The sequence below is a fragment of the Achromobacter sp. HNDS-1 genome (assembly GCF_040084795.1).
Lineage (GTDB): Bacteria > Pseudomonadota > Gammaproteobacteria > Burkholderiales > Burkholderiaceae_B > Achromobacter > Achromobacter ruhlandii.
The window spans coordinates 2,671,937-2,694,721 of sequence record NZ_CP157584.1; the positions used below are offsets into that span (position 1 = coordinate 2,671,937).

A 22,785-nucleotide genomic window follows, 5' to 3' on the forward strand; every position below is an offset into this window, starting at 1 on the left:
ATTTAATTGTAATTCAATTATTAATAGCAAATTCCAATTATCAAATGCGGCAGGCGCCCGTTGGATATCCGCTCGCGTGGCAACCCTGCGGCCCCCGTCCGTCGACAGCGCCGCCAGCCCGCGGCGCCTCCCCCGATCCAAGCGCCGGCAGGCCCGCCGTCAATCCGCCGCGGCCAACGGCACGCCCGGCTGGCTGGCCGATCGCGTGCCTGGCAACGGATGGCAAGACTGGGGATGATACGTGTGCACCAGCGACAGCTTGACGCGATCGCTGCGGTTGCCCTGCGCCGCATGCAACGTGCGGCAATGGAAGAACACCAGGTCGCCAGCGCGCAGCTCGGGGCAGACGGCGCGCGCGATCCACTCGGCGTTTTCGGGCGCGTCGTCGCGGAAGAATTTCTGTTCGTCGAACTGCGCGGGCAGGAACGCGGCCGCGTGCGACCCGGGGATGAACGACAGGCCGCCGTTGTCCCAGGTTTCGTCGCCCAGCGCCAGCCAACAGGACACCAGATCGGTGTCGGAGAACGACCAGTAGCGGATGTCCTGGTGCCAGCCGGTCAGGCTGCCATAGGCCGGATGCTTGGTCATCACGCAGTTGTGGTGCACGGTGGACAGCACCGGCGTCTCGCCGAAATAACGGGCCAGCGATTGCCCGATGCGCGCATGGGTGGCCCATTGCGCGAACAACGGATCGCGCCCGTAGGCGCTGAGCAGGCGCCGCACGGTCAGGCCGCCTTCGGCGTTGCGCGACTCGGGCGCGCCGGGATAGCGCAGGTCCGCCTCGTACTCGATGGGCGCGATGTGCTCGCGCAAATGCCGCTCGGCCAGCGCGCGCAGCGCCGCCACCTCGGCCGGGTCGGCGAACTGGCGCGCGACCACGAAACCCTGCTCGCGCAGGACCGCTAACTCATCTTCTTGCAACGACGCGGACATGATGAACCTGCCAACCCCTCTGACCCCGCGGCGTAAGCTGCAAAGCGTCTGCGCACAGGGCAGGCGCGTGCCGGACGAGGCGCCGGCGAGCGCGGGGAGAGCTAGATTACACCCAAATGCGCGGGCGGCCGGTTGTTCTCAGCCGCCCGGACGCCAGGCGCCAGGCCGCGCGGCGGCGCTAGCCCCCGGCCGGCGTGTTGTCGGTTGACGCGCTGGCCCGGAGCCGGGCGGTATCGCGTTCGACTTCCTCGTGGTGCACCCATTCGCGCCACACGGCCACCAGCAGCGCCATCAGCACCGGGCCCACGAACAGCCCGACGATGCCCATGGTCTTGACGCCGCCCACCAGGCCGAAGAAGGTCGGCAGGAATGGCAGCTTGACCGGGCCGCCCACCAGGCGCGGCCGCAGCGTCTTGTCGACGATGAACAGTTCGACGCTGCCCCACACCATCAGCGCGATGCCCGCCACCATGTGGCCGGAACCGACCAGATACAGCGACACCAGCGTGAACGACAGCGGCGCGCCGCCGGGGATCAGGGCCATGAAGCCGGTGACCACGCCCAGCAGCACCGGCGACGGCACGCCCGCGACCCAGTAGGCGATGCCCAGCACCACGCCCTCTCCCAATGCGATCAGGCCCATGCCGGTGACGGTGGAGTTGATGGTGGCCGGCACCACGCGCGAGAAACGCTGCCAGCGCGCCGGCAGGATGCGTTCGCCCAGCACGTCCAGTTGCGCCACCATGCGCACGCCGTCCTTGTAGACGAAGAACAGCGTGATCAGCATGAACAGCACGGTCAGCAGCAGCTGGAACACGTTGCCGGTGGCGGCCAGCACCATGCGGTAGATGTTGCCCAGGTGTTCGCCGCTGACGGCCTCGACCAGCGCGCCCAGCGCATGCGGCTGGCCGATGTAGGCCTGCCAGTATTCGGAAAGCCGGTCACCGACCACCGGCATCGAGGTGATCCAGTTGGGAACGTCGACCCCATGCCGGTTGGCGGCGATGGCCCAGGCGAAGAAGGTGCTGGCTTCCTTGATGGCATACGACAGCGCCAGCGACATCGGCACGATCAGCACCACGACCACCACCAGCAGCGCCAGCGACGCGGCCAGCGCGGTGCGGCCGCCGCAGCGTTCGACCAGCCGCTGGTACAGCGGCCAGCTGGCCAGGCCGATGATCAGCGCGGCCAGCGCGGGCACCAGGAAGCCGCTGAGGAAATACACCCCCGCCAACAGGACGAGCAGTAAAAGCCAACGGGCGATCAGGTAAGCGGGGAGGACGGGCTGCATGGAGCGGATCGACAGTGAATGCGTTGAGGCTTTGACTGTCGGACTATACAGACGTTTCGCAAAATACGAGGGACGCAAGGCCTGTATTTACTACGGGGTTTCCCCTGGTTTTCCGGGATTTTGCCGGCGAATTACCGGCGAATTGCCCGCGTGGCGGACCCACGGGGCCCGCCACCTTGGCCACGGCGATTCGCCTAGAGGGCGTACTCGGCGGCCTCTTCGCGCGCGGTGCGGCGACGCGGCAGCGGATCGTTGGCGGCGGCCACGCCCGCCACGGCCATCTGCTTGGCCTGGCTGATCTGGCGCTGCTGGAACACGCCGCAGCTGGCGGCGGCCGGATCGGTCTCGTCGCGGCCGCTGAGCAGCGGGCAGCTGGCGAACAGTTCGGCCGCCCAGTCGGCGAACGCGCGCACTTTGGGCGACAGCTGGCGGCTTTGCGGATACAGCACCGAGATCGCGGTGGCGCTGGGCTTCCATTGCGGCAGCACCTCGATCAGCTCGCCCGATTGCAGGTACGGCAGCGCCATGTAGCGCGGCGTCTGGATCAGGCCGAAGCCCTTCAGGCCGCAGTCCAGGTAGGCGCCGGCTTCGTTCACCGCCACGGTGCCGCGCATGTCCACTTCCTGGTGCTTGCCGTCGATCTTGAAGTCCCAGGCGCAGTTGCGGCCGGTGCGGCTGGAGAAATAATGCACCGCGTGGTGATTGCGCAGTTCCTCGATGGTCTGCGGCATGCCGTGGCGCGCGACGTAGGTCGGCGAGGCGCAGGTCACGGTCTGCAGGGTGCCGATGCGGCGCGCCACCAGGCTGGAATCTTCCAGGTCGCCGGCGCGGATGACGCAGTCGACGGCCTCCTGCACCATGTCCACCGGCCGGTCGCCCAGGCCGAGCACCAGCTCGACGTCGGGGTACTTGTCGTGGAAATCACACAATGAGGGGATCAGGATCAGCCGGCCGATACAGGTCGGCACGTCGATGCGCAGCCGGCCCTTCAGGCGCAGCGCCGCTTCCTGGAAGCAGGCCTCGGTTTCCTCGACATCGGCCAGGATGCGCACGCAGTGCTGGTAGTAGCCCGCGCCGTCGGGCGTCAGGCCGATGCGGCGGGTGGTGCGGTTGAGCAAGCGCACGCCCAGCAGGCGTTCGAGATTCTGGATGATGGTGGTGACGGTGGTGCGCGGAAGCGAGAGGCTGTCGGCCGCCCGGGTGAAGCTATTGGCGTCCACGACGCGCACAAACACCTGCATAGCCTGAAAACGGTCCATGGCGACGGTGTCCTATAAGGGCAATTTGGTCGGGGTGTACGGAGCATAACCCGAATTCGGCCAGGATTAGACAAATCCACCGAACAGTGTTGCCGAGATAGCAGTGTTTATCCGCGCCGGCAAAACACTCAGAATGCAAACCATCTTGAAGTGCCCTTGCCGCCCGGCGCCATCCCCAGGGCCTGTCAATCCTCAGATTCCGATCCCGGTAGAACCCGTCCCCGAATAGACGGATTTCACCAGGGAAACGTAACCGCGTTGCATGTTGCACCGCAATATGACATCGGTGTTTCAGGACTGACAGACCCGCCGCGATGCCCGCCCCCGCCGCCCCCCGCCCCCTCGCGGTTCCGGCAAGCGCGCTTCACCCCGACATCACCCACAAGGAACATCATGGTTTCGCGTAATCGTATTGCTATGCTCGTCGTTTTCGCGGCCGTCATCGCGGCCGGCGGTGGCTACGCCCTGTTTCGCGCCCCCGCCGGCGCCAATGCGGCCCAGGCCCAGGGCGCGCCCGCCGCGCCCCCTGTCGAAGTGGCGGAAGTGGTCAACAAGACCATCGTCGACTGGCAGCGCTATTCCGGCCGCCTGGAAGCCATCGACCGCGTGGACATCCGCCCGCTGGTCTCCGGCACCCTGACCGCCGTGCACTTCCAGGACGGCAGCATCGTCAAGAAGGGCGACGTGCTGTTCACCATCGACCCGCGTCCCTATGCGGCCGAAGTGGACCGTGCCGCCGCCGCCCTGACCGCCGCCAAGGCCCGCGCCTCGTACACGGCCACCGAACTGGCGCGCGGCCAGCGCCTCTTGGCCGACAACGCCATCGCCCGCCGCGACTTCGAGGAAAAGCAGAACGCGGCGCGTGAAGCCGCGGCCAACCTGCAGGGCGCGCAGGCCGCGCTGGACTACGCCAAGCTCAACCTGGGCTACACCCGCATCGAGGCGCCGGTCGCCGGCCGCGTATCGCGCGCGGAAGTCACGGTCGGCAACGTGGTCGCCGCCGGCGCCACCTCGGTGCCGCTGACCACGCTGGTGTCGGTCTCGAAGATGTACGCCTCGTTCGACGTCGACGAGCAGACCTTCCTGAAGTACGTGAACCCGGCCCGCAACGGCAAGGCCGGCTCGGTGCCGGTCGAGCTGGGCCTGGCCAACGAGGATGGCTATTCGCGCACCGGCTTCGTGCAATCGGTGGACAACCGCCTGGACGCCACGTCCGGCACCATCCGCGTGCGCGCCGAGTTCGACAACGCCGACGGCACCCTGCTGCCCGGGCTGTACGCCCGCATCCGCCTGGGCGGCAGCGAGCCGCGCAGCGCCGTGCTGATCGACGAGAGGGCCATCGGCACCGACCAGGACAAGCGCTACGTGCTGGTGCTGGACGACAAGAATCACGCCAACTACCGCCAGGTCAAGCTGGGCGCCCACCAGGAAGGCCTGCGGGTCGTGGACTCCGGCCTGGCCCCTGGCGAACGCATCGTGGTCAATGGCTTGCAGCGCGTGCGCCCCGGCGACGCCGTGAGCCCGACCGTGGTGCCGATGGTCGCGGCGCAACGCAACCCGGTCAAGACCGCGGCCGCCAACTAAGCCGCCGGTGAACCGCAAAGCAGAACGAGAACGTTCATGAATATCTCGAAATTCTTCATCGACCGGCCGATCTTCGCCGGGGTGTTGTCCGTGCTGGTGCTGCTGGGCGGCCTGCTGGCCATGTTCCAGCTGCCGATCTCGGAATACCCGGAAGTGGTGCCGCCCTCGGTGGTGGTGCGCGCGCAGTACCCGGGCGCCAACCCCAAGGTCATCGCCGAAACCGTCGCCTCGCCGCTGGAGGAATCCATCAACGGCGTGGAAAACATGCTGTACATGCAGTCGCAGGCCAACAGCGACGGCAACCTGACGCTGACGGTCAACTTCAAGCTGGGCGTGGACCCGGACAAGGCGCAGCAGCTGGTGCAGAACCGCGTGTCGCAGGCGCTGCCGCGCCTGCCGCCGGACGTGCAGCGGCTGGGCGTCACGACCACCAAGAGCTCGCCCACCCTGACGCTGGTGGTGCACCTGATCTCGCCCAACGACCGCTACGACATCACCTACCTGCGCAACTACGCGATCCTGAACATCAAGGACCGCCTGGCGCGCATTACCGGCGTGGGTGAAGTGACGGTGTGGGGCGCGGGCAACTACTCGATGCGCGTGTGGCTCGACCCGCAGAAGGTCGCGCAGCGCGGCATGACCGCCGCCGAAGTGGTCGCGGCCATCCGCGAGCAGAACGTGCAGGTCGCCGCGGGCGTGATCGGCGCGTCCCCGACCCTGGGCGACGTGCCGCTGCAGCTGAACGTGAATGCGCGCGGCCGCCTGCAGACCGAAGAGGAATTCCGCGACATCATCCTCAAGACCTCGCCCGACGGCGCCGTGACGCACCTGTCGGACGTGGCCCGCGTGGAACTGGATGCCCAGGAATACGGCTTGCGTTCGCTGCTGGACAACAAGCAGGCGGTGGGCATGGGCATCATGCAATCGCCGGGCGCCAACGCGCTGGACGTGTCGTCGCAGGTGCGCGCCGCCATGGCCGAGCTGGCCCAGGACTTCCCCCCGGGCGTGGAATACCGCATCGAATACGACCCGACCCAGTTCGTGCGCTCCAGTATCGAGGCCGTGGTGCACACGCTGCTGGAAGCCATCGCGCTGGTGGTGCTGGTGGTGATCCTGTTCCTGCAGACCTGGCGCGCGTCCATCATCCCGCTGCTGGCGGTGCCGGTGTCCATCGTGGGTACGTTCGGCCTGCTGCTGATGTTCGGCTATTCCATCAACGCCCTGTCGTTGTTCGGGATGGTGCTGGCCATCGGGATCGTGGTCGACGACGCGATCGTGGTGGTGGAAAACGTCGAGCGCAACATCGCCGCGGGCCTGAGTCCGCGCGACGCGACCTATCGCGCCATGCGCGAGGTGAGCGGCCCCATCATCGCCATCGCGCTGACGCTGTGCGCGGTGTTCGTGCCGCTGGCGTTCATGACGGGCCTGACCGGCCAGTTCTACAAGCAGTTCGCCATGACCATCGCCATCTCGACGGTGATCTCGGCCTTCAACTCGCTGACGCTGTCGCCGGCCCTGTCGGCCCTGCTGCTCAAGAGCCACCACGACAAGCCGGACTGGCTGACGCGGGGCATGAACCGCGTGTTCGGCCGCTTCTTCAACTGGTTCAACAACATGTTCGGCCGCGCTTCGGAAAGCTACGGCGTGGGCGTGTCCGGCGTGATCCGCCGCAAGGCCGGCGCCATGGGCGTCTATGCGGTGCTGGTGGCCGCCACCATCGGCGTGTCGTACCTGGTGCCGGGCGGCTTCGTGCCGGCGCAGGACAAGCAGTACCTGATCGGCTTCACCCAGCTGCCCAACGGCGCCTCGCTGGACCGCACGGACGCCGTGATCCGCCGCATGAGCGACATCGCCCTGAAGGAACCCGGCGTGCAGAGCGCCATCGCCTTCCCGGGCCTGTCCATCAACGGCTTCACCAACAGTTCCAGCGCCGGCATCGTGTTCGTGATGCTCAAACCCTTCGACGAGCGCAAGGGCGCCGCGCTGTCGGGCAATGCCATCGCGGCTTCGCTCAACCAGAAGTTCGCGGCCATCCAGGACTCGTTCATCGCCGTGTTCCCGCCCCCGCCCGTGATGGGCCTGGGCACACTGGGCGGCTTCAAGTTCCAGATCGAGGACCGCGGCGCCGCCGGCTACGCCGAACTGGACAAGGCCAAGTCCGCGTTCCTGGCCAAGGCGCGCCAGGCGCCCGAGCTCGGCCCCGCGTTCTCCAGCTACGAGATCAACGTGCCGCAGCTGGACGTGGACCTGGACCGTGTCAAGGCAAAGCAGCTGGGCGTGCCGGTGACGGAAGTCTTCGACACCATGCAGATCTACCTGGGTTCGATGTACGTCAACGACTTCAACCGGTTCGGCCGCGTGTTCCAGGTGCGGGCGCAGGCGGACGCGCAATACCGCGCGCATGCCGATGACATCCTGCAGCTCAAGACCCGCAATGCCGCCGGCGACATGGTGCCGTTGTCGTCGCTGGTGACCGTCAAGCAGACCTTCGGCCCCGAAATGGTGGTGCGCTACAACGGCTACACCGCCGCCGACATCAACGGCGGACCGGCGCCGGGCTATTCGTCCAACCAGGCGCAGGCCGCGGCCGAGCGCGTGGCCGCCGAAACCCTGCCGCGCGGCATGAAGCTGGAATGGACCGACCTGACCTACCAGCAGATCCTGGCAGGCAACGCCGGCCTGTGGGTGTTCCCGATCAGCGTGCTGCTGGTGTTCCTGGTGCTGGCCGCGCTGTACGAGAGCCTGACCCTGCCGCTGGCCGTGATCCTGATCGTGCCGATGAGCATCCTGGCGGCGCTGACCGGCGTCTACCTGACCGGCAACGACAACAACATCTTCACCCAGATCGGCTTGATGGTGCTGGTGGGGCTGTCGGCAAAGAACGCGATCCTGATCGTGGAATTCGCCCGCGAACTGGAGATGAACGGCCGCTCGCCGCTGGAAGCCGCGATCGAGGCCAGCCGCCTGCGCCTGCGTCCGATCCTGATGACGTCGATCGCCTTCATCATGGGTGTGGTGCCGCTGGTGCTGTCGTCCGGCGCCGGTTCGGAAATGCGCCACGCCATGGGGGTCGCGGTGTTCTTCGGCATGCTCGGCGTGACGCTGTTCGGCCTGTTCCTGACGCCGGTGTTCTACGTGCTGCTGCGTTCGATGGGCGGCAAGAAATTGCACTCGGCCGCGCCGCACGAAGCGCCTGTGTGCGTGCCGCACATCGACCCGCACGCGCCGCCCGCGCCGCAGCACAACGCCTGATCCGGCCCGCAAAAATAGCCAGCGCGTCCCGTCCCGAACGGCGGGGCGCGCGCCCAAGAGAATCGTCATGAAGACCAAAAGACTGATCCGCGGTTCCGCCCTGCTTGCCGTCCTGCTCGTGCTGGCCGGCTGCGCGGTGGGTCCGACCTACGAACGGCCGACGGCCGCCACGCCGGCGGCCTACAAGGAAGCCGCCCTGCCTGCCTCGGAAGCGGGCACCTGGAAGACCGCCCAGCCCTCGGAAGAGCAGTTGCGCGGCGAATGGTGGAAGGTGTTCGGCGACGAAGGCCTGAACCAGTTGCAGGAAGAGGCCCTGAAGGCCAACCAGAACCTGCAGGCCGCCGCCGCCCGCCTGACGCAGGCCCGCGCGCTGCAACGCGAGGCCCGCGCCGGCTTCTTCCCCAGCCTGGACGCGGGCTTCGGCCCGAACCGCCAGCGCCCCTCGGCGGTGTCGCAAGGCCTGCCTGACGGCACGCCGACGCGGCCGGTGACCACCTGGCGCGCGCAAGGCACGGTGTCGTACGAGGCCGACCTGTTTGGCCGCGTCGCCTCCACCGCCGACGCCGCCACCGCCGATGCGCAGCAGAGCGAGGCGCTGTACCGCTCGGTGCTGCTGGCGCTGCAGGCCGATGTCGCCACCACCTATTTCCTGGTGCGCGAGCAGGATGCCGAAGCCGCGCTGTACCGCCAGACGGTGCAACTGCGCACCGAGACGCTGCAACTGATCCAGCGCCGCTATGACGCGGGCGACATCAGCGAGCTGGACCTGGCGCGCGCCAAGGCCGAGCTGGCCTCGGCGCAATCGGAAGCGCTGGGCATCGACCGCCGCCGCGCCGCCGGTGAACACGCGCTGGCCGTGCTGCTGGGCCGCGCGCCGTCGGAATTCGCGATGCCGCCCAAGCCGATCGAGAAGGTGGCGCTGTCGATCCCGGCCGGCCTGCCGTCGACACTGCTGGAACGCCGCCCCGACATCGCCGCGGCCGAGCGCGCCATGGCTGCCGCCAACGCCCGCGTGGGCGCGGCCAAGTCGGCGTTCTTCCCGCGCCTGGACATCACGGGCGCGTTTGGCTACGAGTCGTCGGAACTGGGCAACCTGTTCCAATGGTCGAGCCGCACGTTCCTGCTGGGCCCGCTGGTCGGCGCCGCGCTGTCGATGCCGATCTTCGACGGCGGCCGCCGCCAGGCCGGCCTGGACCGCGCCCGCGCGGTCTATGAGGAAGACGTGGCGGTGTATCGCCAGACAGTCCTGAACGCCTTCCGCGAAGTCGAGGACAACCTGTCCAACCTACGCATCCTGGCCGACCAGACCCGCGCGCAGGACGCGGCGGTGGAAGCCTCGGCCCGCGCCGCCAAGCTCTCGCACACGCAATACCGCGAAGGCTCGATCAGCTATCTCGACGTGATCGAAGCGGATCGCAGTGTGCTGCTGCAGCAGCGGGTGGCGGTGCAGTTGAGCGGCGAGCAGGCGCGGTCGGCGGTGGATCTGATCCGGGCGATCGGGGGCGGGTGGGGCAATCCGGTGCCTGGCGCCGAGAACGTCGCGGCGAATCCTTAACGCCCGGACGGCAAGGAAAAGGGGTGGTCATCCACCCCTTTTCGTCCCTTCCGACCGCTATCCTATGACCTGGTTCTTTGCGCCAGCGAGGCTCGCGGTGAACAGGCTCAATACTCGATCACCACGATTGGACGATCAATGTAGTCTCCCACCGGCACATCGGCCTGCCCCGGGTTGACCCGACCTTCGATCGTGACCTCTTGCGTCACCCCCAGGCCCGTGCCGCCAAGCGGCGTGTTTGCCGGGATCGCGGTGTTTGTCCCCGGCAGGTAGAGCTGGTACGCGATGTAGTTGTTACCAGCGCCTTTCATCCTGCGCATGCCGCCCGCCGCGTTTTCGCCCTCGCCGAAGTACATTTTGAACGGCACCAGCAGGGTGCAATAGAGATTCAGCCTGGCGGTGGCCGGCTTGAACAGGGACACCAGCGGCTGCGAGCCGAAGTCCAGCACAGCGGCTGAACCGTTGAACAGGCAGGATTTGCGCACATCCACCGTGACGTTGACGGTCGTGACAGCCGTGCCGCTATGCCAAGACCAGGGGGCACAAAGGCCCAGCGCGCCCAGGGAACAGTAGCCCCATTCCCAAGTTAGGGTAATGGTATCGCTGTAGTAGGTCGCCGTTGGAACGGATCCCGCCTGTGTCTCCAGGAACAACTGCACGCTGCCACCCACCGAGCCGCCGGCTCCCAGGAAACTCAGGCCACCCTGCGGCAGATCGACCTGTTGGCCGAAAGGCAGATTAATGGTTCCCTTGGCATCGCTGTACAGCTTGTAGGGAAGTCGGGCAATGCCGAACAGTGCGGTCATTGCTCCGTTGTTGGCGCTTCGCGCGGTCACCTTCAACTGGGAATTGGTGCCCAGATTGATGAGCGAGAAAAAGTTGCAGGTGAACTTGGAATCGAACTGCCGCGAATTCTGGCTGTTGTAGAGCTGCCAGGAATAGAACGAACCAAAGTTGATGGGCGGCGCGGTGCCTCCCTGGCAGTTGTTGTCGGCGGCAAGGGCCGTCGCGGGCAGCCCGGCAAACAAGGCCAGCAGGAGGGTTAGCGACCGAAGCGTATTGAGCATGAGAAGGCCGTTCATAGGCAGGTAAGCGGACCGAGCCGGAAGATGCCGGCCTGTGCCGGCACCGGTCCAAGCGTGATGCGGCAGGCCGGCTCGCCATTGGCGGGAATGACACTAATCAGGCTGTTGGCGGGCAAGGTTTCCAGATAGACCTCGCCCTCCCGGCCGACCCAGGCGACGTCCCTGCCATCCGCCTGCACCTGGCTGCCAGGGACGATCGGCCGGCCACTGGCGTCCAGGGCCGAAAAGACCGCGGAGCGCTGCTTTTCCACCGGGAATCGCAATAACAGCCCGCTGCGATCACGGATGGCCGCCTCGGTCTTGGCAACGGGAACCTTGACGTCGGCGGGCAGATTCACCGGGTCGATCTCGAAGTGGGCCGGATACCAGGACGAGACGGAAGGAATCAGCAAGTGCCCGCTGCTGTCGGTGTCGCCGACATACTGGTTCTCGAAGCTCACCGGGACGCCGGCATAACCGTCCGTCGAAATCAGTGCGAAGGCGTCCGTCACTGGCCGTGAAAAATATACGGCGCCGTCCATGGCGATGACAGAACCGCCAAGCTGCGCCCATTGCGACAGATCGCCGCTTGCGCCATACACCCCGCTGCGCAGGTCGAAACGCTGGGTACGCCAATTGATCTCGGCCTGCCGGTACACGCTGGCGCCCGGGTTGTGGCTGGCGCCCAGGCTCCAGCCCACGCCGCCGGCCAGGGGGGCGGCCCGCATGTAGCTGGCCTGCTCAGAACGCCGTCCGTCACGGTCGCGGCTCACGCTCGCGCTGGCGGAAGATCCATCCCCCAGCGAGATCGACAGCGACAACTGGGCGTTGTAGCCACCCGTGCCGATCTCGCGGTTGGCGCTGGTGTAGAGGCTGACGCCCTGTCCCAACGCGATCCCATAGGAAAGGTTGAGCAGGCGCGTGCGTTGGCCCGGCCCGTAGTCCACGTCGAACCATCCCATCCCCAGCGACCCATAGCGCCCCATCGACAGGCTGGCGGTGGCCTGGTCTTCCTGCCGCGCCAGGCGGCCGGCGCTGCGGTAACGGCCCAGATTGGCGAAACCGTCGTCACGATGCGTGCGACGCACGCCGACACTGAAGCGCTGGTTGGCATAGGAGTAGCCTAGCGACCACTGCCCGCCATTGACGGCCTGGGCGTTGTAGCCGGACGGATTGGCGGCGGCATGGGCGGGCTGCCCAATCAACGCGGTATACGGCGAGCGCACACGCCAGGCGTAGGCATCCGACTGCCCCACCTTACCGGCCGCGGCGTGACTGGCGGCAACGGTCGCGCTGAACACGCCGTACACCCCCAGCTGGACATTCGAGCCAACCCCGGCGGCGGCGAATCCGGCGGCGCCCTGCGCCCATCCCGTCGCGGTCCAATCGGACGTCACGCCGTGACGAAAAACGCCGCTGGCCGCGAGATCGCCGTAGTCGAAAGATGACAGACCATACCGCCTGCGCAACAGGCCGGCCGAGAGACTGTAGTCGGACAGGCCGGGCTGCAGCAGATCATTGGACACATAGAACGACACCTCCTGGCTCACCTCGCGGCCCAGGGCATCGCGCGTCACCACGGTTGCCGTGCCGGCGCCGTTGATATACGGCATGCTTTGCAGGGTGAAGGGGCCGGGGCCGACCTCACGTGATCCCATCCGGTAGTTGTTGATGAACAGGTCCACCGCCGTCGGCACCGCCGCCTGTCCGGCGAACTGCGGGATTGGAAAGGTCACCAGGTCGGGGCGCGTGGCAAAATTTCTTCCGACCTGGAACCCCGCCATGCGCACCGCACTGGAATCGGCCAGTGTATCGGTGATGAGGTCACCCGCGACATACTTGCGCATGGTGGCGGCGTCGTTATAGCGCCATTGGGTGTCGTAGCGCATGAAGCCGGGACCGCCGCCAAAGTCCTGCCCGCGCAGCGTCCGGCGCCAGGCGCCGGTCGAGGACAGCGTGCCGTAGGCGCTGAAAAGACGCGGTTCGTTCCATACCGATAGCGAGGAACCGCGCGGCCCATTATTCAGGTAGGCGTCGTAATTCATCAGCAAGCCTGTCGAGCTGGCGGCCTGCGTGCTGGAAGGCTCCCGCTGTGCCATGTCCACGACCTGGCGGGGCAGCCACTCCGGTGGCACGCTGATCATCAGCCGCTGCGTGGCATTGTCCAACGCCACCCGCACCCCGGGTATCAGGTCGACGGCAACCAGTTCGTGGGCCGGCGCTTCGACCTTCACGCCCGCCTCCTTCAGAATGGCCGCGGGCAGGTAGTAATGCCCCAGCCGATAGTCCACTTTACGCGCCTGGCCAGCGGACTTGCCGTTGACCACGATATCGAGATACAGGATGCCGTCCGGCATGGAGAACGACGCTTCGGCCGCCTGGGCGTGGACTTTGCCGGCGCATGCGACCAACACCAGGGCAATGACGTTCGGACACAGCCGGGCGGCGCCGCACCGCGCCAGGGAATGAAGGAAGCCAGACACGTCAGCATCACCGGATCGAGATTGCCCGCGGTTCCCTATCGGCATTGACAATGGCCTTCAATGTGCCGCCCGCCTGGACCGAAGCGGGCACCTCGAAGCGCATTTCAGCGCCAGGCAGTACGTAGCCGAGCAGGCCCGGCACGCTCCACACCTCTCGCCCACCAACGACAAAGCTGACATGCGACAGGCGCGCATGCACCGGACCGCTGTTGCGCAGGATCAGCCAGCGTTGGCCCTGCCCGGCCTGCACGGCGTAAGTGAGCACCGGCTGGGCGGCGGCCTTGGCGTCCGGATGCTTGCGCACATCCTCGCGCGTCCAGGCGCCCTTGCCGCTGACGAAGAGTGGGACGGAATAGCGCATCTGGAATGCCAGCCCCGCCACCTGCCCGGCAGGCGCGGCGGCCGGCTCCGGACCGCTCTGGCCGGGAATCTCGTCGATCAGGATGCGGTATGCCTCCTGCTTGCCCGCCTGGACTGGCACGGTGCGTATCAGGCGCAGCAACTGGCGCTGCCCGGGTTGGATCTCGGCCGCGGGCGGACTGACCACGATGTTCTCCTGCGGCGCCAACTCGTCCGCCCCATTGGCCTGGGTCCAGCGTAGCGCGCGGATCTGGATGCGGGAGGCGGACTTGCCGTTGTTCTCCAGCCAGATCGCCGTCCCCGCATCGTCGTGCTCGATCACGGGGTCGATGGGCCAGACAAGGATGGAGGCGGCCGCGAAGGCCGTGCACGATAGGCACAGAGCGGCTAGCGCGCCGGCAAGGCGAACAGGGAGTTTCATGGAAATGGCCATCAGTAGTAGACAGTGACGATCAAGTCGTCGGTGTAGACGCCGGGTTCGGGTGCCGTCTGGGTGCTCAGCAGCTTGGCGTAGATGGGCAGCACGACCGGCCCGCCGGTCGCAGTGAATTGCGCACCCTCGCTGCTTTGGCCCCAACGCTGGCTGTAGGCGCTGTCGCGATACAGCTCGTACCTCAGGACCTTGCCGCTGGCGGCGTGCTTGACCTGCCGACCGGCATACCACCAAAGCGCGCCGGCATTGCCGCCATCGTTGATGTCGACGCGGAACGTCGTGCCCGGCGTGCACGTCATGACGACGCTTCCGGCGCCAACGCTGGAGCGGGTCTTCACCTCCTTGTCCAGCCGATACACGACACCGAAATCGATCGTGCCGAGCGACAGCAGTGGCGCCTGGGGAGTGCCGAACCAACAACCCGGTGTGATCGCCGCCCGCACCGTCATCACCTGAGAAACGGTCTCGGCCCGCGCGCTCCCCAGCAATAGGATTCCGGCCAGGAGCGTCGCGCGCGCGCGCGGCCCATGCAATCGCGCGGTCACCATTGAATGGTTACCTTGACGGTATCGCGATACAGCCCACCAGCCGGCGTCGCCTGCGGATTGATCGCCGCGTAGACGGGAATCGTTTCTTCCGCACCCGTGCCCAGGCGCGTCACCGGAGCACTCGCGGTCAAGGGCTGGCTCAGGGAAGCATCGCCAAAGAGCGCGTATGGCACGAAGGCTCCCCCCGGCCCCTTCAACCGACGTTGTGTACCCGTATCGTTTTCGCCCGCGCCCAATACGACACGATAGGGCACGCCAGTAGCGCATTGCACGCGGATATCCGCGCCCCGCTGCCCGGTCAACCTGTTGGCCAGGCTGGGATGGCTGCCGAAATCCAGTTTGCCGAACGACGCCGTGGCGGTGCCTGTCGACGTGGCGCCCACCGAGCACAAGGTGGCAATGACCACGCGCACGCCGAGGGTGGCACTGCCAGACTGCGAAAATGTCTGGGCATGCGCGCCATCGGCCAGGGCAAGGCAGCAGAGCGAGAAAAGAATACGGCGAAGCATGGCGATCACAGGAACCCGCACCCGGTGCCGGTCCTGTCCTAATAAGGCGTTACCAACTGACGGTCAGCATGACGATGTCCGTGTACTTTCCGGAGGCGGGGGTCTTCGCCATGGTCGGAATGCGGCCGTACACCACCATGTCTTCCGCCGTGCCGCTGCCAGTGCCGGTATAGGGATTCTTGCTGTCCCACAACGACTGGCGCGCGGCGTCCTTGTACAGGTTGTACGGTACGAAGTCGTCCTTGCCGCCCCCCACGAGCGCCAGGCGCCGCGCGCCCTGGCCAGAGGAGTTGCGGCCGTCATCCAGCGAGACGCGGTAGGACACGTCCTTGGTGCAGTTCAACTGGATAATGGCGCCCGCCGTGCCCTTGGCCTGCGCATCGATCGAGTTGTTCGTCAGCGACGACACCTCGCCAAAGCTCAGCGTGCCGAAGGCATTGGCTCCGTTTACCGAACCATTTACCACTTCGCAGCCCTTGCCGATGGTCAGCTCGACGGCCAACTGGCCGCGCACCTCGCCCGCGGAATAGGTAGGAGCAGCAGCGGGTGGGTCGGCCGCGAACGACGCCGCGGAGAAGGTGCAACCACACAGCATGGCGGCGTTCAGGAGGGTGTTCTTCATAAAAATGCTCTGATCGGAAGAAAGGCGAGGAGGAACTCGCGGCAACATCGCCGCATTACGGTGGGTATTACAGCAATTCGTAAGGTCTATCGAAATCAGACGATTCCGAATAACCTCCCCGCACCCGATCACCTGTCAAAGCAACAAGCCCACGGTTCAGTAGTGTCTTACCCGGCCGCGCAGGATCGGGCACAATTCCGCCATGTCGACCCTCCGTCTCTTCTATGCCCTCTGGCCCGAGCCTGACCTGGCTGACACGCTATCCACCTGGGCCGCCCAGGCCCAGCCGCACAGCCTTGGCCGCGCCATGCGCACGGAAACCCTGCACATGACGCTGGCCTTCCTGGGTTCCGTGGAAAAGGAGATCGCCGACGAACTCATCGACGCCACCCCCTACCATCGCCTGCAGCCCGGCACCGTCACCCTGGACCGTTACGGCGTATTCGCCCGCCCCCGCATTCTCTGGGCCGGCCCCGAGCAGACTCCGGATTCGCTGCAGGCCAGCCACGACGGCCTGTGGCTCTGGCTGTCGGCGTTCGGCTTCGCCCCGCCGACGCAGCCGTTCCGCCCCCACGTCACGCTGCTGCGCAACATCGAGCGCAACGACCCGCCGGCCGACGCCCCGCCGCCCGTGACCTGGCGCTATGACCGCATGGTGCTGGTGGCGTCCGAGTCCACCGAGGGGGGCAGCCGCTACCGCGTCGTCGCCCGGTCGAAACCGCAGCCGGACTGAGGCCGCGGCCCGGCGCTCTGGCACAATCGAGCGCGTCGCAACGACTTAGGATCTCCATGATCATCCTGCTCGACCAAGACGGCGTGCTGGCCGACTTCGAACATGCCTTCATCGACGCCTGGCGCGCGCGCCACCCCGGCATCGCGCCGGTGGCGTTCGAGGACCGCAAGTCCTTCTACATCCGCGAGGACTATGCGCCCGAACTGCGCGGCATGGCCGAGGCCATCTACACCGCGCCCGGCTTCATCCGCAACCTGCCCCCGGTGCCGGGGGCGCTGGAAGCCGTGCAGGAGCTGCTGGCGCTGGGCATGGACGTGCGCATCTGCACCTCGCCGCTGTCGCAGTTCGAGAACTGCGTCGCCGAGAAATACCTGTGGGTCGAGAAACACCTGGGACGGGAGGCCACCAGCCGACTGATCCTGACCAAGGACAAGACCCTGGTGCACGGCAATCTGCTGATCGACGACAAGCCGTTGATCCAGGGCGCCGTCAAGCCGCGCTGGAAGCACATCCTGTTCGACGCGCCCTACAACCGCCAGGTCACCGACCGTCCGCGCATCACCTGGAGCAACTGGCGCAACGTGCTGGCGGGCGAGCTGTATACGGCCGACGAATGACGGCCGGATGACATCCTGACGGCGGGGTGGCCGGCCCTGTTCAGCGGCCGGGGTTGGGACTATCCTGTGGTGCTGTATCCCCACCTCTGGAGGAGCCTGCACCATGAATCTGCACCGACTGCTCAAGCAGCGAGAAGCCGACCACAAGCCCTTGCGCGTAGCGCTGCTGGGCGCCGGAAAGTTCGGCGCGATGTTCATGAGCCAGGCCCCCCGCACGCCCGGCATGCGGCTGGTGGCGGTGGCCGACCTGACGCCCGACCGCGCCCGGGCCGCGCTTACCCGGGTCGGCTGGCCCGCCGCCGCGCTCAACGCCTCCAGCATCGGCGACGCGCTCAAGCATGGCAAGGTCTATTTCACCGATGATCCCCACGCGGTCATCGCCAGTCCGGACGTCGACATCGTCATCGACGCCACCGGCCAGGCGGCCGCCGGCATCGGCCACGTGCTGGCCTGCTGCGAGCACGGCAAGCACATCATCATGGTCAACGTCGAGGCCGACGCGCTGGCGGGCCCCTTGCTGGCGCGACGCGCGCGCGAAGCCGGCATCGTCTATTCGCTGGCCTACGGCGACCAGCCGGCGCTGATCTGCGAGATGGTGGACTGGGCGCGCGCGGCGGGCTTCGAGGTGATGGCGGCCGGCAAGGGCACCAAGTACCTGCCCGAGTTCCACACTTCCACGCCCGACACCGTCTGGCCGTACTACGGCTTCACCGCCGAGATGGTGGCGGCCGGCGACTTCAACGCGCAGATGTTCAACAGCTTCCTGGACGGCACCAAGAGCGCCATCGAGATGGCCGCGGTGTCCAACGCCACCGGCCTGCTGCCCTCGCCGTCCGGCCTGCATTTCCCGCCCTGCGGCGTGGACGACCTGGCCCGCGTGCTGCGGCCGCGCGAGGACGGCGGCATCCTGCACCACCGCGGCCAGGTGGAAGTGATTTCCTCGCTCGAACGCGACGGCCGGCCCGTGTTCCGCGACCTGCGCTGGGGCGTGTACGTGACGCTGGCGGCCGACAGCGACTACGTGCGGCGCTGCTTCAAGGAATATGGCCTGGTCACCGATCCCAGCGGCAATTACACCGCCATGTACAAACCGTATCACCTGATCGGCCTGGAACTGGGCATCAGCGTGGCCAGCGTCGGCCTGCGGCGCGAGCCCACGGGGGCGCCGGCCGGCTGGCATGGCGACGTGGTGGCCACGGCCAAGCGCGACCTGCAGGCAGGACAACTGCTGGACGGCGAAGGCGGCTACACCGTGTATGGCCGGTTGATGCCGGCGCGCGACTCGGTCGACGAAGGCTACCTGCCGTTGGGCCTGTCGCACCAGGTCAAGCTCAAGCACGCGGTGCGGCAGTCGCAGGCGATCCGCTGGAGCGACGTGGAATACGACGATCGTTCGGCCGCGGTGCAGTTCCGTCGCGAGATGGAACAGACCTTCGCCTGAACGCGGCGGACGCCAGCGGCGTGGCCGGGGCGCCGAGGCGCCCGATGGCCGCGTCAGACCGGCGGCGAACGTTCCGCCTGGAACAACCGCAGGCGGTCGGCGGCGTTGCGCAGGTGCTGCTCGGCGGCCTTGCCGGCGGCATCGGGATCCCCGCCCTCGATGGCGGCGAAGATCGCCTGGTGCTCGCTCTGCACGGCCGCCATGCGCTCGGCATACATGCGCGCCGTGTTGTTGCGCGCGCTGCGGATGACGCGCCGCACATTCGCTTCCAGGTAGTCGTTCAGGGCCACCAGGTGCGGGTTGTGCGTGGCCTGCACGATGGCCTGGTGGAACTGGTAGTCCTCTTCGTCGCCCAGCTTGTCGTTGATGAGCGCGTACTCCATGCCCACCAGCGCCTGGCGCATCTTCTTCAGGTCGGGTTCGGTGCGGCGCTGCGCCGCGTAGCGCGCGGCGGTGACTTCGATCGACAGCATCAGCTCCAGGATGTGTTCCAGGTCCTGGTTGTCGCCCGGCGTGGGCGCGGCGATGCGGAAGGCGTTGCGCTGGAAGTTCGGATCGACGAACACGCCGCTGCCTTGCTGCGAGGTGATCAGGCCCTCGGATTTCAGGCGCGCCAGCGCCTCGCGCACCACGGCGCGGCTGACCGAGTAGATCTCGGTCAATTGCTTTTCGGTGGGCAGGCGGTCGCCGGGCGCCAGGGTGCCCTGGCGGATCTGCTCGGCCAGCGCGTCGGCCACGCCCGCCGAAAGCGAATGCCTGGGCGCGGCGCGCTGCGGGTCGGAGTCCTGTGCTTGAGTGGGCTGCATGGGGAATCGTTAAAACGTGAAGGCGGCTCGCGGCGGGGATGCCCCTGGGACGCGCCGGCCCGTGGTTATAGGAATTCTCGACGTTTCACTGCGGCGGCGCCCTTGAAAATTATAGGATTTTGCCGGAATCAAGGGCGCGGCCGTTTCAGACTTTACGCGATATAGATGCCGCCGTTCACCTGCATCACCTCGCCCGTCACGAAACCGGCCAGCGGCGAGCACAGGAAGGCGATCGCGCCGGCGATTTCCTCGGCCGTGCCGAAGCGCCGCAACGGCGTGCTCTCCAGCAGCTGCGCGCCCTTCTGGCCGATCAGGTCGTGCGTCATGGAGGTGGCGATGATGCCAGGCGCCACCGCGTTCACCCGGATCTGCGGCGCCAGCTCCAGCGCCAGGCTGCGGGTGAAGCTCTGCACCGCGCCCTTGGAGGCCGAATAGGCCGCGTGCGCGTAGCTGCCGCGCTGCGCCGCCAGCGAAGTCAGCAGCACGATCGAGCCGTTCTGGCGCAGGTGGCGTTGTGCGGCGCGGCACACATAGAAGGTGCCGTCCAGGTTGACGCCCATGAGCTTCTTCCAGGCCTCGTCGCTGGTGTCCTTGACCAGTTGCTCGGGGTAGATGCCGGCGCAATGCACCAGGTGATCGATGCCGCCGAAATGCTGCGCGGCGCGTTCCAGCACCCGGTCGCAATCGTGCGAGGCGGCCACGTCCAGCGCATGCACGAACACCCGCTGGCCGCTGGCGTCCAGCTCGGCGGCCACCTCGTCCAGGCGCGCCTTGTCGATGTCGGTGAGCACCAGCCGGGCGCCATGGGCGGCCATCAGCCGCGCGGTCGCCAGACCGATGCCATTGCCCGCGCCGGTGATGGCCACTACCTGTCCTTCGAACGAAATCATGCTGTCTCCAAAGCGCTTTTTCGGGGGCACGCGCCCGCTCCCGGGGCGCCGCCAACGGTTCGATTGAACCGCCAAATGCATCGCTTGACACGGGAAAAACGCTTGCCCTATGATTTATCGGACAACTTAATAAAGTTGCCTGACAACTTGTGTTGAAAGCGTAAAGCAACTGGCGATTTCAAGCAAGGGCGTCAAGAAAACACGGCCAACGGCCGCATGACAGGCAGGGGACAACCAGGTGGAAATCACCGGCAGCACAACCGTATTCGCGATCGCGGCCGACCCGATCGCGCACGTCAAGACGCCCCAGCGGCTCAACGCCCTGCTGCGCGAGCGCGGCATCGACGCCGTCATGGTGCCGTTCCACGTGGCCACCGCCGGCCTGCCCGGCCTGTTCGCGGGCCTGCGCGGCCTGGCCAACCTGGGCGGACTGGTGGTCACCGTGCCTCATAAGGAAAGCGCCGCCGCGCTGTGCGACGCCCTCACGCCTGCCGCCGAACTGATCGGCGCCGTCAACGCCGTGCGGCTGCGCGACGGCTGCCTGACCGGCGGCAACTTCGACGGCCTGGGCTTCGTCGCCGGCCTGCGCGGCCAGGGCCATGAACCCGCCGGCCGCCATGTCTACCTGGCGGGCCTGGGCGGCGCCGGCAAAGCCATCGCCTGCGCCATCGCCGAGGCCGGCCCGGCCAGCCTGCGCCTGTACAACCGTTCGCCCGGCAAGGCCGAGGCGTTTGCCGAGCGCCTGGCGCGCCACTATCCCGGCCTGGCCATCAGTGTGGCCGGCCCGCGTCCCGAGCCCTGTGACATCGCCATCAACGCGACCACCCTGGGCCTGGACGACAACGATCCCCTGCCCTTCCCGCTGGATGCCCTGACGCCCGGCGCCGTGGTGGCCGACGCCGTGATGAGCCGCGTCGACACGCCGCTGCTGCGCGCCGCGGCCGCGCGCGGCTGCCGCACCCATCCCGGCCTCTACATGCTGGAAGGACAACTCACCGAAATTGCCCGCTTCCTGGGCATAGAAGAGCCGCATTCCTGAGCGCGCTTGCTTGATTCACGGACCTACCACTCCCGTTCCACGGAGGAGACACGCATGAAATTGGCTTTCACCACCGGCCTGTTGTGCCTGGCCGGCATTGCCGCATCGGCCCAGGCCGCGCCCGTCAAGATCGGCCTGATCGAGACGCTGTCCGGCCCACAGGCCTCGACCGGCCTGATGTTCCGCGCCGCGGTCAAGTACCAGTTGGACCGCATCAACGCCGCCGGCGGCTGGAACGGCCAGCCGCTCGAACTGGTCGAGTTCGACAACCAGGGCGGCCCGGTGGGCGCCTCCGACCGTTTCCGCGCCGCGGCCGCCGAAGGCGTGCAGATCCTGGTGCAGGGCTCGTCCTCGGCCATCTCCGGCCAGCTGACCGAGGACGTGCGCAAGCACAACCTGCGCAATCCCGGCAAGGAAGTGGTGTTCCTGAACGTGGGCGGCGAGGCCCTGGAACTGACCGGCCAGAAGTGCCACTTCTACCACTTCCGCTTCACCACCAACGCCGACCTGCGCGTCAAGGCGCTGGCGTCGGTCATGTCGGCCGACGGCACGCTGGGCAAGCGCGTCTACGCCATCAACCAGAACTACTCCTGGGGCCAGGACATGGAAGGCGCCACCGAGCGCTTCGCCAAGCAGTACGGCTATGAAGTGGTCGGCAAGACGCTGCACGAAGTCAACAAGATCCAGGACTTCGCGCCCTACGTGGCCCGCATCCGCTCGGCCAATCCCGACACCGTCATCACCGGCAACTGGTCCAACGACCTGCTGTTGCTGATGAAGGCCACGCAATCGGCCGGCCTGAAGGTGCGTTTCGCCACCGTGTTCCTGGACCAGGTCGGCAACCTCGCCAACGCCGGCGAGGTCGCGCTGGGCCACTACATCGCCCACCCCTACAACATCGAGGCCGCGGGCGAGGAAGGCGCCAAGTTCGCCGAGGACTACAAGGCCAAGACCGGCCACTACCCCAGCTACACCGAGCCGCAGACCGTGATCGGCATCACCTTCCTGGGCGAAGCGCTCAAGCAGGTCAAGCCCAAGGACGGCAAGCTGTCGGTGCCGGACCTGGCGCGCGCGCTGGAGAAGGTCACCTACACCTCGCCGCTGGGCACCTACACCATGCGCGCCGAAGACCACCAGGTGCAACTGCCGATGGTGGTGTCCAAGGTCGGCAAGAACGCCAAGTACAAGGCCGACGGCACCGACATGGGCTTCGAGCCGGTCAAGGTGCTGTCCGCCGCGGACGTGTCCGCGCCGGTGCAGGCCACCTGCAAGATGGTTCGCCCGGACTGATGATGACGCGACGGCCGCGGACGGCATGCCGTCCGCGGCCACTCGCCAATAAAACGCTCACCGGCGCGGGGCCGGA

19 protein-coding genes are annotated in these 22,785 nt (G+C 67.1%); 8 read left to right on the forward strand and 11 right to left on the reverse strand.

Annotation, left to right across the window (positions count from 1 at the left end; translation table 11 throughout):
- Positions 1 to 159: 159 nt before the first annotated feature.
- The 3 genes from ABFG95_RS12375 to ABFG95_RS12385 all read right to left on the reverse strand — a co-directional run bounded on the left by ABFG95_RS12375 (position 160) and on the right by ABFG95_RS12385 (position 3,483).
- Positions 160 to 933, reverse strand: coding sequence for a phytanoyl-CoA dioxygenase family protein (locus ABFG95_RS12375; RefSeq protein ID WP_278990980.1), 774 nt, complete (start codon positions 931 to 933; stop codon positions 160 to 162).
- 178 nt (positions 934 to 1,111) lie between these two features.
- On the reverse strand, positions 1,112 to 2,224 hold the full coding sequence (locus ABFG95_RS12380; protein WP_049076543.1) for an AI-2E family transporter: 1,113 nt from the start codon (positions 2,222 to 2,224) through the stop codon (positions 1,112 to 1,114).
- 194 nt (positions 2,225 to 2,418) lie between these two features.
- Entirely contained in the window at positions 2,419 to 3,483 is a 1,065-nt protein-coding gene (locus tag ABFG95_RS12385; RefSeq protein ID WP_049076545.1) for a LysR family transcriptional regulator, read from the reverse strand.
- 393 nt (positions 3,484 to 3,876) lie between these two features.
- Between ABFG95_RS12385 and ABFG95_RS12390 the strand changes: the two genes are divergently transcribed.
- From ABFG95_RS12390 to ABFG95_RS12400, 3 genes are all read left to right on the forward strand, one after another.
- Positions 3,877 to 5,067, forward strand: coding sequence for an efflux RND transporter periplasmic adaptor subunit (locus ABFG95_RS12390; protein ID WP_348995974.1), 1,191 nt, complete (start codon positions 3,877 to 3,879; stop codon positions 5,065 to 5,067).
- A 36-nt stretch (positions 5,068 to 5,103) separates the two neighbouring features.
- Positions 5,104 to 8,319, forward strand: coding sequence for a multidrug efflux RND transporter permease subunit (locus tag ABFG95_RS12395; protein WP_175144895.1), 3,216 nt, complete (start codon positions 5,104 to 5,106; stop codon positions 8,317 to 8,319).
- A 67-nt stretch (positions 8,320 to 8,386) separates the two neighbouring features.
- The gene (locus ABFG95_RS12400) at positions 8,387 to 9,874 is read left to right on the forward strand and encodes an efflux transporter outer membrane subunit (protein WP_278991972.1); all 1,488 of its coding nucleotides are present in this window, start codon (positions 8,387 to 8,389) and stop codon (positions 9,872 to 9,874) included.
- A 107-nt stretch (positions 9,875 to 9,981) separates the two neighbouring features.
- Here the strand turns inward: ABFG95_RS12400 and ABFG95_RS12405 are convergent, their stop codons facing one another.
- Genes ABFG95_RS12405 through ABFG95_RS12430 form a run of 6 tightly spaced genes read right to left on the reverse strand, consistent with a single transcriptional unit; the run spans position 9,982 to position 15,893 of the window.
- Positions 9,982 to 10,941: a spore coat protein U domain-containing protein gene (locus ABFG95_RS12405; RefSeq protein WP_063568823.1), complete on the reverse strand. Its 960-nt coding sequence runs from the start codon at positions 10,939 to 10,941 to the stop codon at positions 9,982 to 9,984.
- A gap of 11 nt (positions 10,942 to 10,952) precedes the next feature.
- Complete coding sequence (locus tag ABFG95_RS12410) at positions 10,953 to 13,421, reverse strand: fimbria/pilus outer membrane usher protein (RefSeq protein ID WP_348995975.1); 2,469 nt, start codon at positions 13,419 to 13,421, stop codon at positions 10,953 to 10,955.
- 7 nt (positions 13,422 to 13,428) lie between these two features.
- Positions 13,429 to 14,202: a molecular chaperone gene (locus ABFG95_RS12415; protein ID WP_049078173.1), complete on the reverse strand. Its 774-nt coding sequence runs from the start codon at positions 14,200 to 14,202 to the stop codon at positions 13,429 to 13,431.
- Positions 14,203 to 14,213: 11 nt separating this feature from the next.
- Positions 14,214 to 14,762 carry a spore coat U domain-containing protein gene (locus tag ABFG95_RS12420; protein ID WP_100504937.1) on the reverse strand — a complete coding sequence of 183 codons (549 nt, stop codon included), beginning with the start codon at positions 14,760 to 14,762 and terminating at the stop codon, positions 14,214 to 14,216.
- Positions 14,756 to 15,271 (reverse strand): spore coat U domain-containing protein, encoded by a 516-nt coding sequence (locus ABFG95_RS12425; protein ID WP_063568825.1) that lies wholly within the window; start codon positions 15,269 to 15,271, stop codon positions 14,756 to 14,758. The genes ABFG95_RS12420 and ABFG95_RS12425 overlap by 7 nt, the downstream gene beginning before the upstream one ends.
- 49 nt (positions 15,272 to 15,320) lie before the next feature.
- On the reverse strand, positions 15,321 to 15,893 hold the full coding sequence (locus tag ABFG95_RS12430; protein WP_348995976.1) for a spore coat U domain-containing protein: 573 nt from the start codon (positions 15,891 to 15,893) through the stop codon (positions 15,321 to 15,323).
- Between the two features lie 202 nt (positions 15,894 to 16,095).
- On the opposite strand from ABFG95_RS12430, the gene thpR reads away from it, so the two are divergent.
- From thpR to ABFG95_RS12445, 3 genes are all read left to right on the forward strand, one after another.
- Complete coding sequence (gene thpR, locus ABFG95_RS12435; RefSeq protein ID WP_348995977.1) at positions 16,096 to 16,626, forward strand: RNA 2',3'-cyclic phosphodiesterase; 531 nt, start codon at positions 16,096 to 16,098, stop codon at positions 16,624 to 16,626.
- Positions 16,627 to 16,682: 56 nt separating this feature from the next.
- On the forward strand, positions 16,683 to 17,243 hold the full coding sequence (locus tag ABFG95_RS12440; protein WP_054419384.1) for a 5'-3'-deoxyribonucleotidase: 561 nt from the start codon (positions 16,683 to 16,685) through the stop codon (positions 17,241 to 17,243).
- 103 nt (positions 17,244 to 17,346) lie between these two features.
- Positions 17,347 to 18,684, forward strand: a complete 1,338-nt coding sequence (locus ABFG95_RS12445) for a Gfo/Idh/MocA family oxidoreductase (protein ID WP_054419386.1) — start codon at positions 17,347 to 17,349, stop codon at positions 18,682 to 18,684.
- Between the two features lie 53 nt (positions 18,685 to 18,737).
- Here ABFG95_RS12445 and ABFG95_RS12450 read toward each other — a convergent pair whose 3' ends face one another.
- Together ABFG95_RS12450 and ABFG95_RS12455 are read right to left on the reverse strand one after the other, a co-directional pair.
- Positions 18,738 to 19,490 (reverse strand): FadR/GntR family transcriptional regulator, encoded by a 753-nt coding sequence (locus ABFG95_RS12450; RefSeq protein WP_049076565.1) that lies wholly within the window; start codon positions 19,488 to 19,490, stop codon positions 18,738 to 18,740.
- Positions 19,491 to 19,642: 152 nt separating this feature from the next.
- The gene (locus tag ABFG95_RS12455; RefSeq protein WP_049076567.1) at positions 19,643 to 20,380 is read right to left on the reverse strand and encodes an SDR family NAD(P)-dependent oxidoreductase; all 738 of its coding nucleotides are present in this window, start codon (positions 20,378 to 20,380) and stop codon (positions 19,643 to 19,645) included.
- Positions 20,381 to 20,618: 238 nt separating this feature from the next.
- On the opposite strand from ABFG95_RS12455, the gene ABFG95_RS12460 reads away from it, so the two are divergent.
- Both ABFG95_RS12460 and ABFG95_RS12465 read left to right on the forward strand, forming a co-directional pair.
- Positions 20,619 to 21,419: a shikimate dehydrogenase gene (locus ABFG95_RS12460; protein ID WP_348995978.1), complete on the forward strand. Its 801-nt coding sequence runs from the start codon at positions 20,619 to 20,621 to the stop codon at positions 21,417 to 21,419.
- 54 nt (positions 21,420 to 21,473) lie between these two features.
- On the forward strand, positions 21,474 to 22,709 hold the full coding sequence (locus ABFG95_RS12465; RefSeq protein WP_006386229.1) for a branched-chain amino acid ABC transporter substrate-binding protein: 1,236 nt from the start codon (positions 21,474 to 21,476) through the stop codon (positions 22,707 to 22,709).
- Positions 22,710 to 22,785 lie beyond the last annotated feature (76 nt).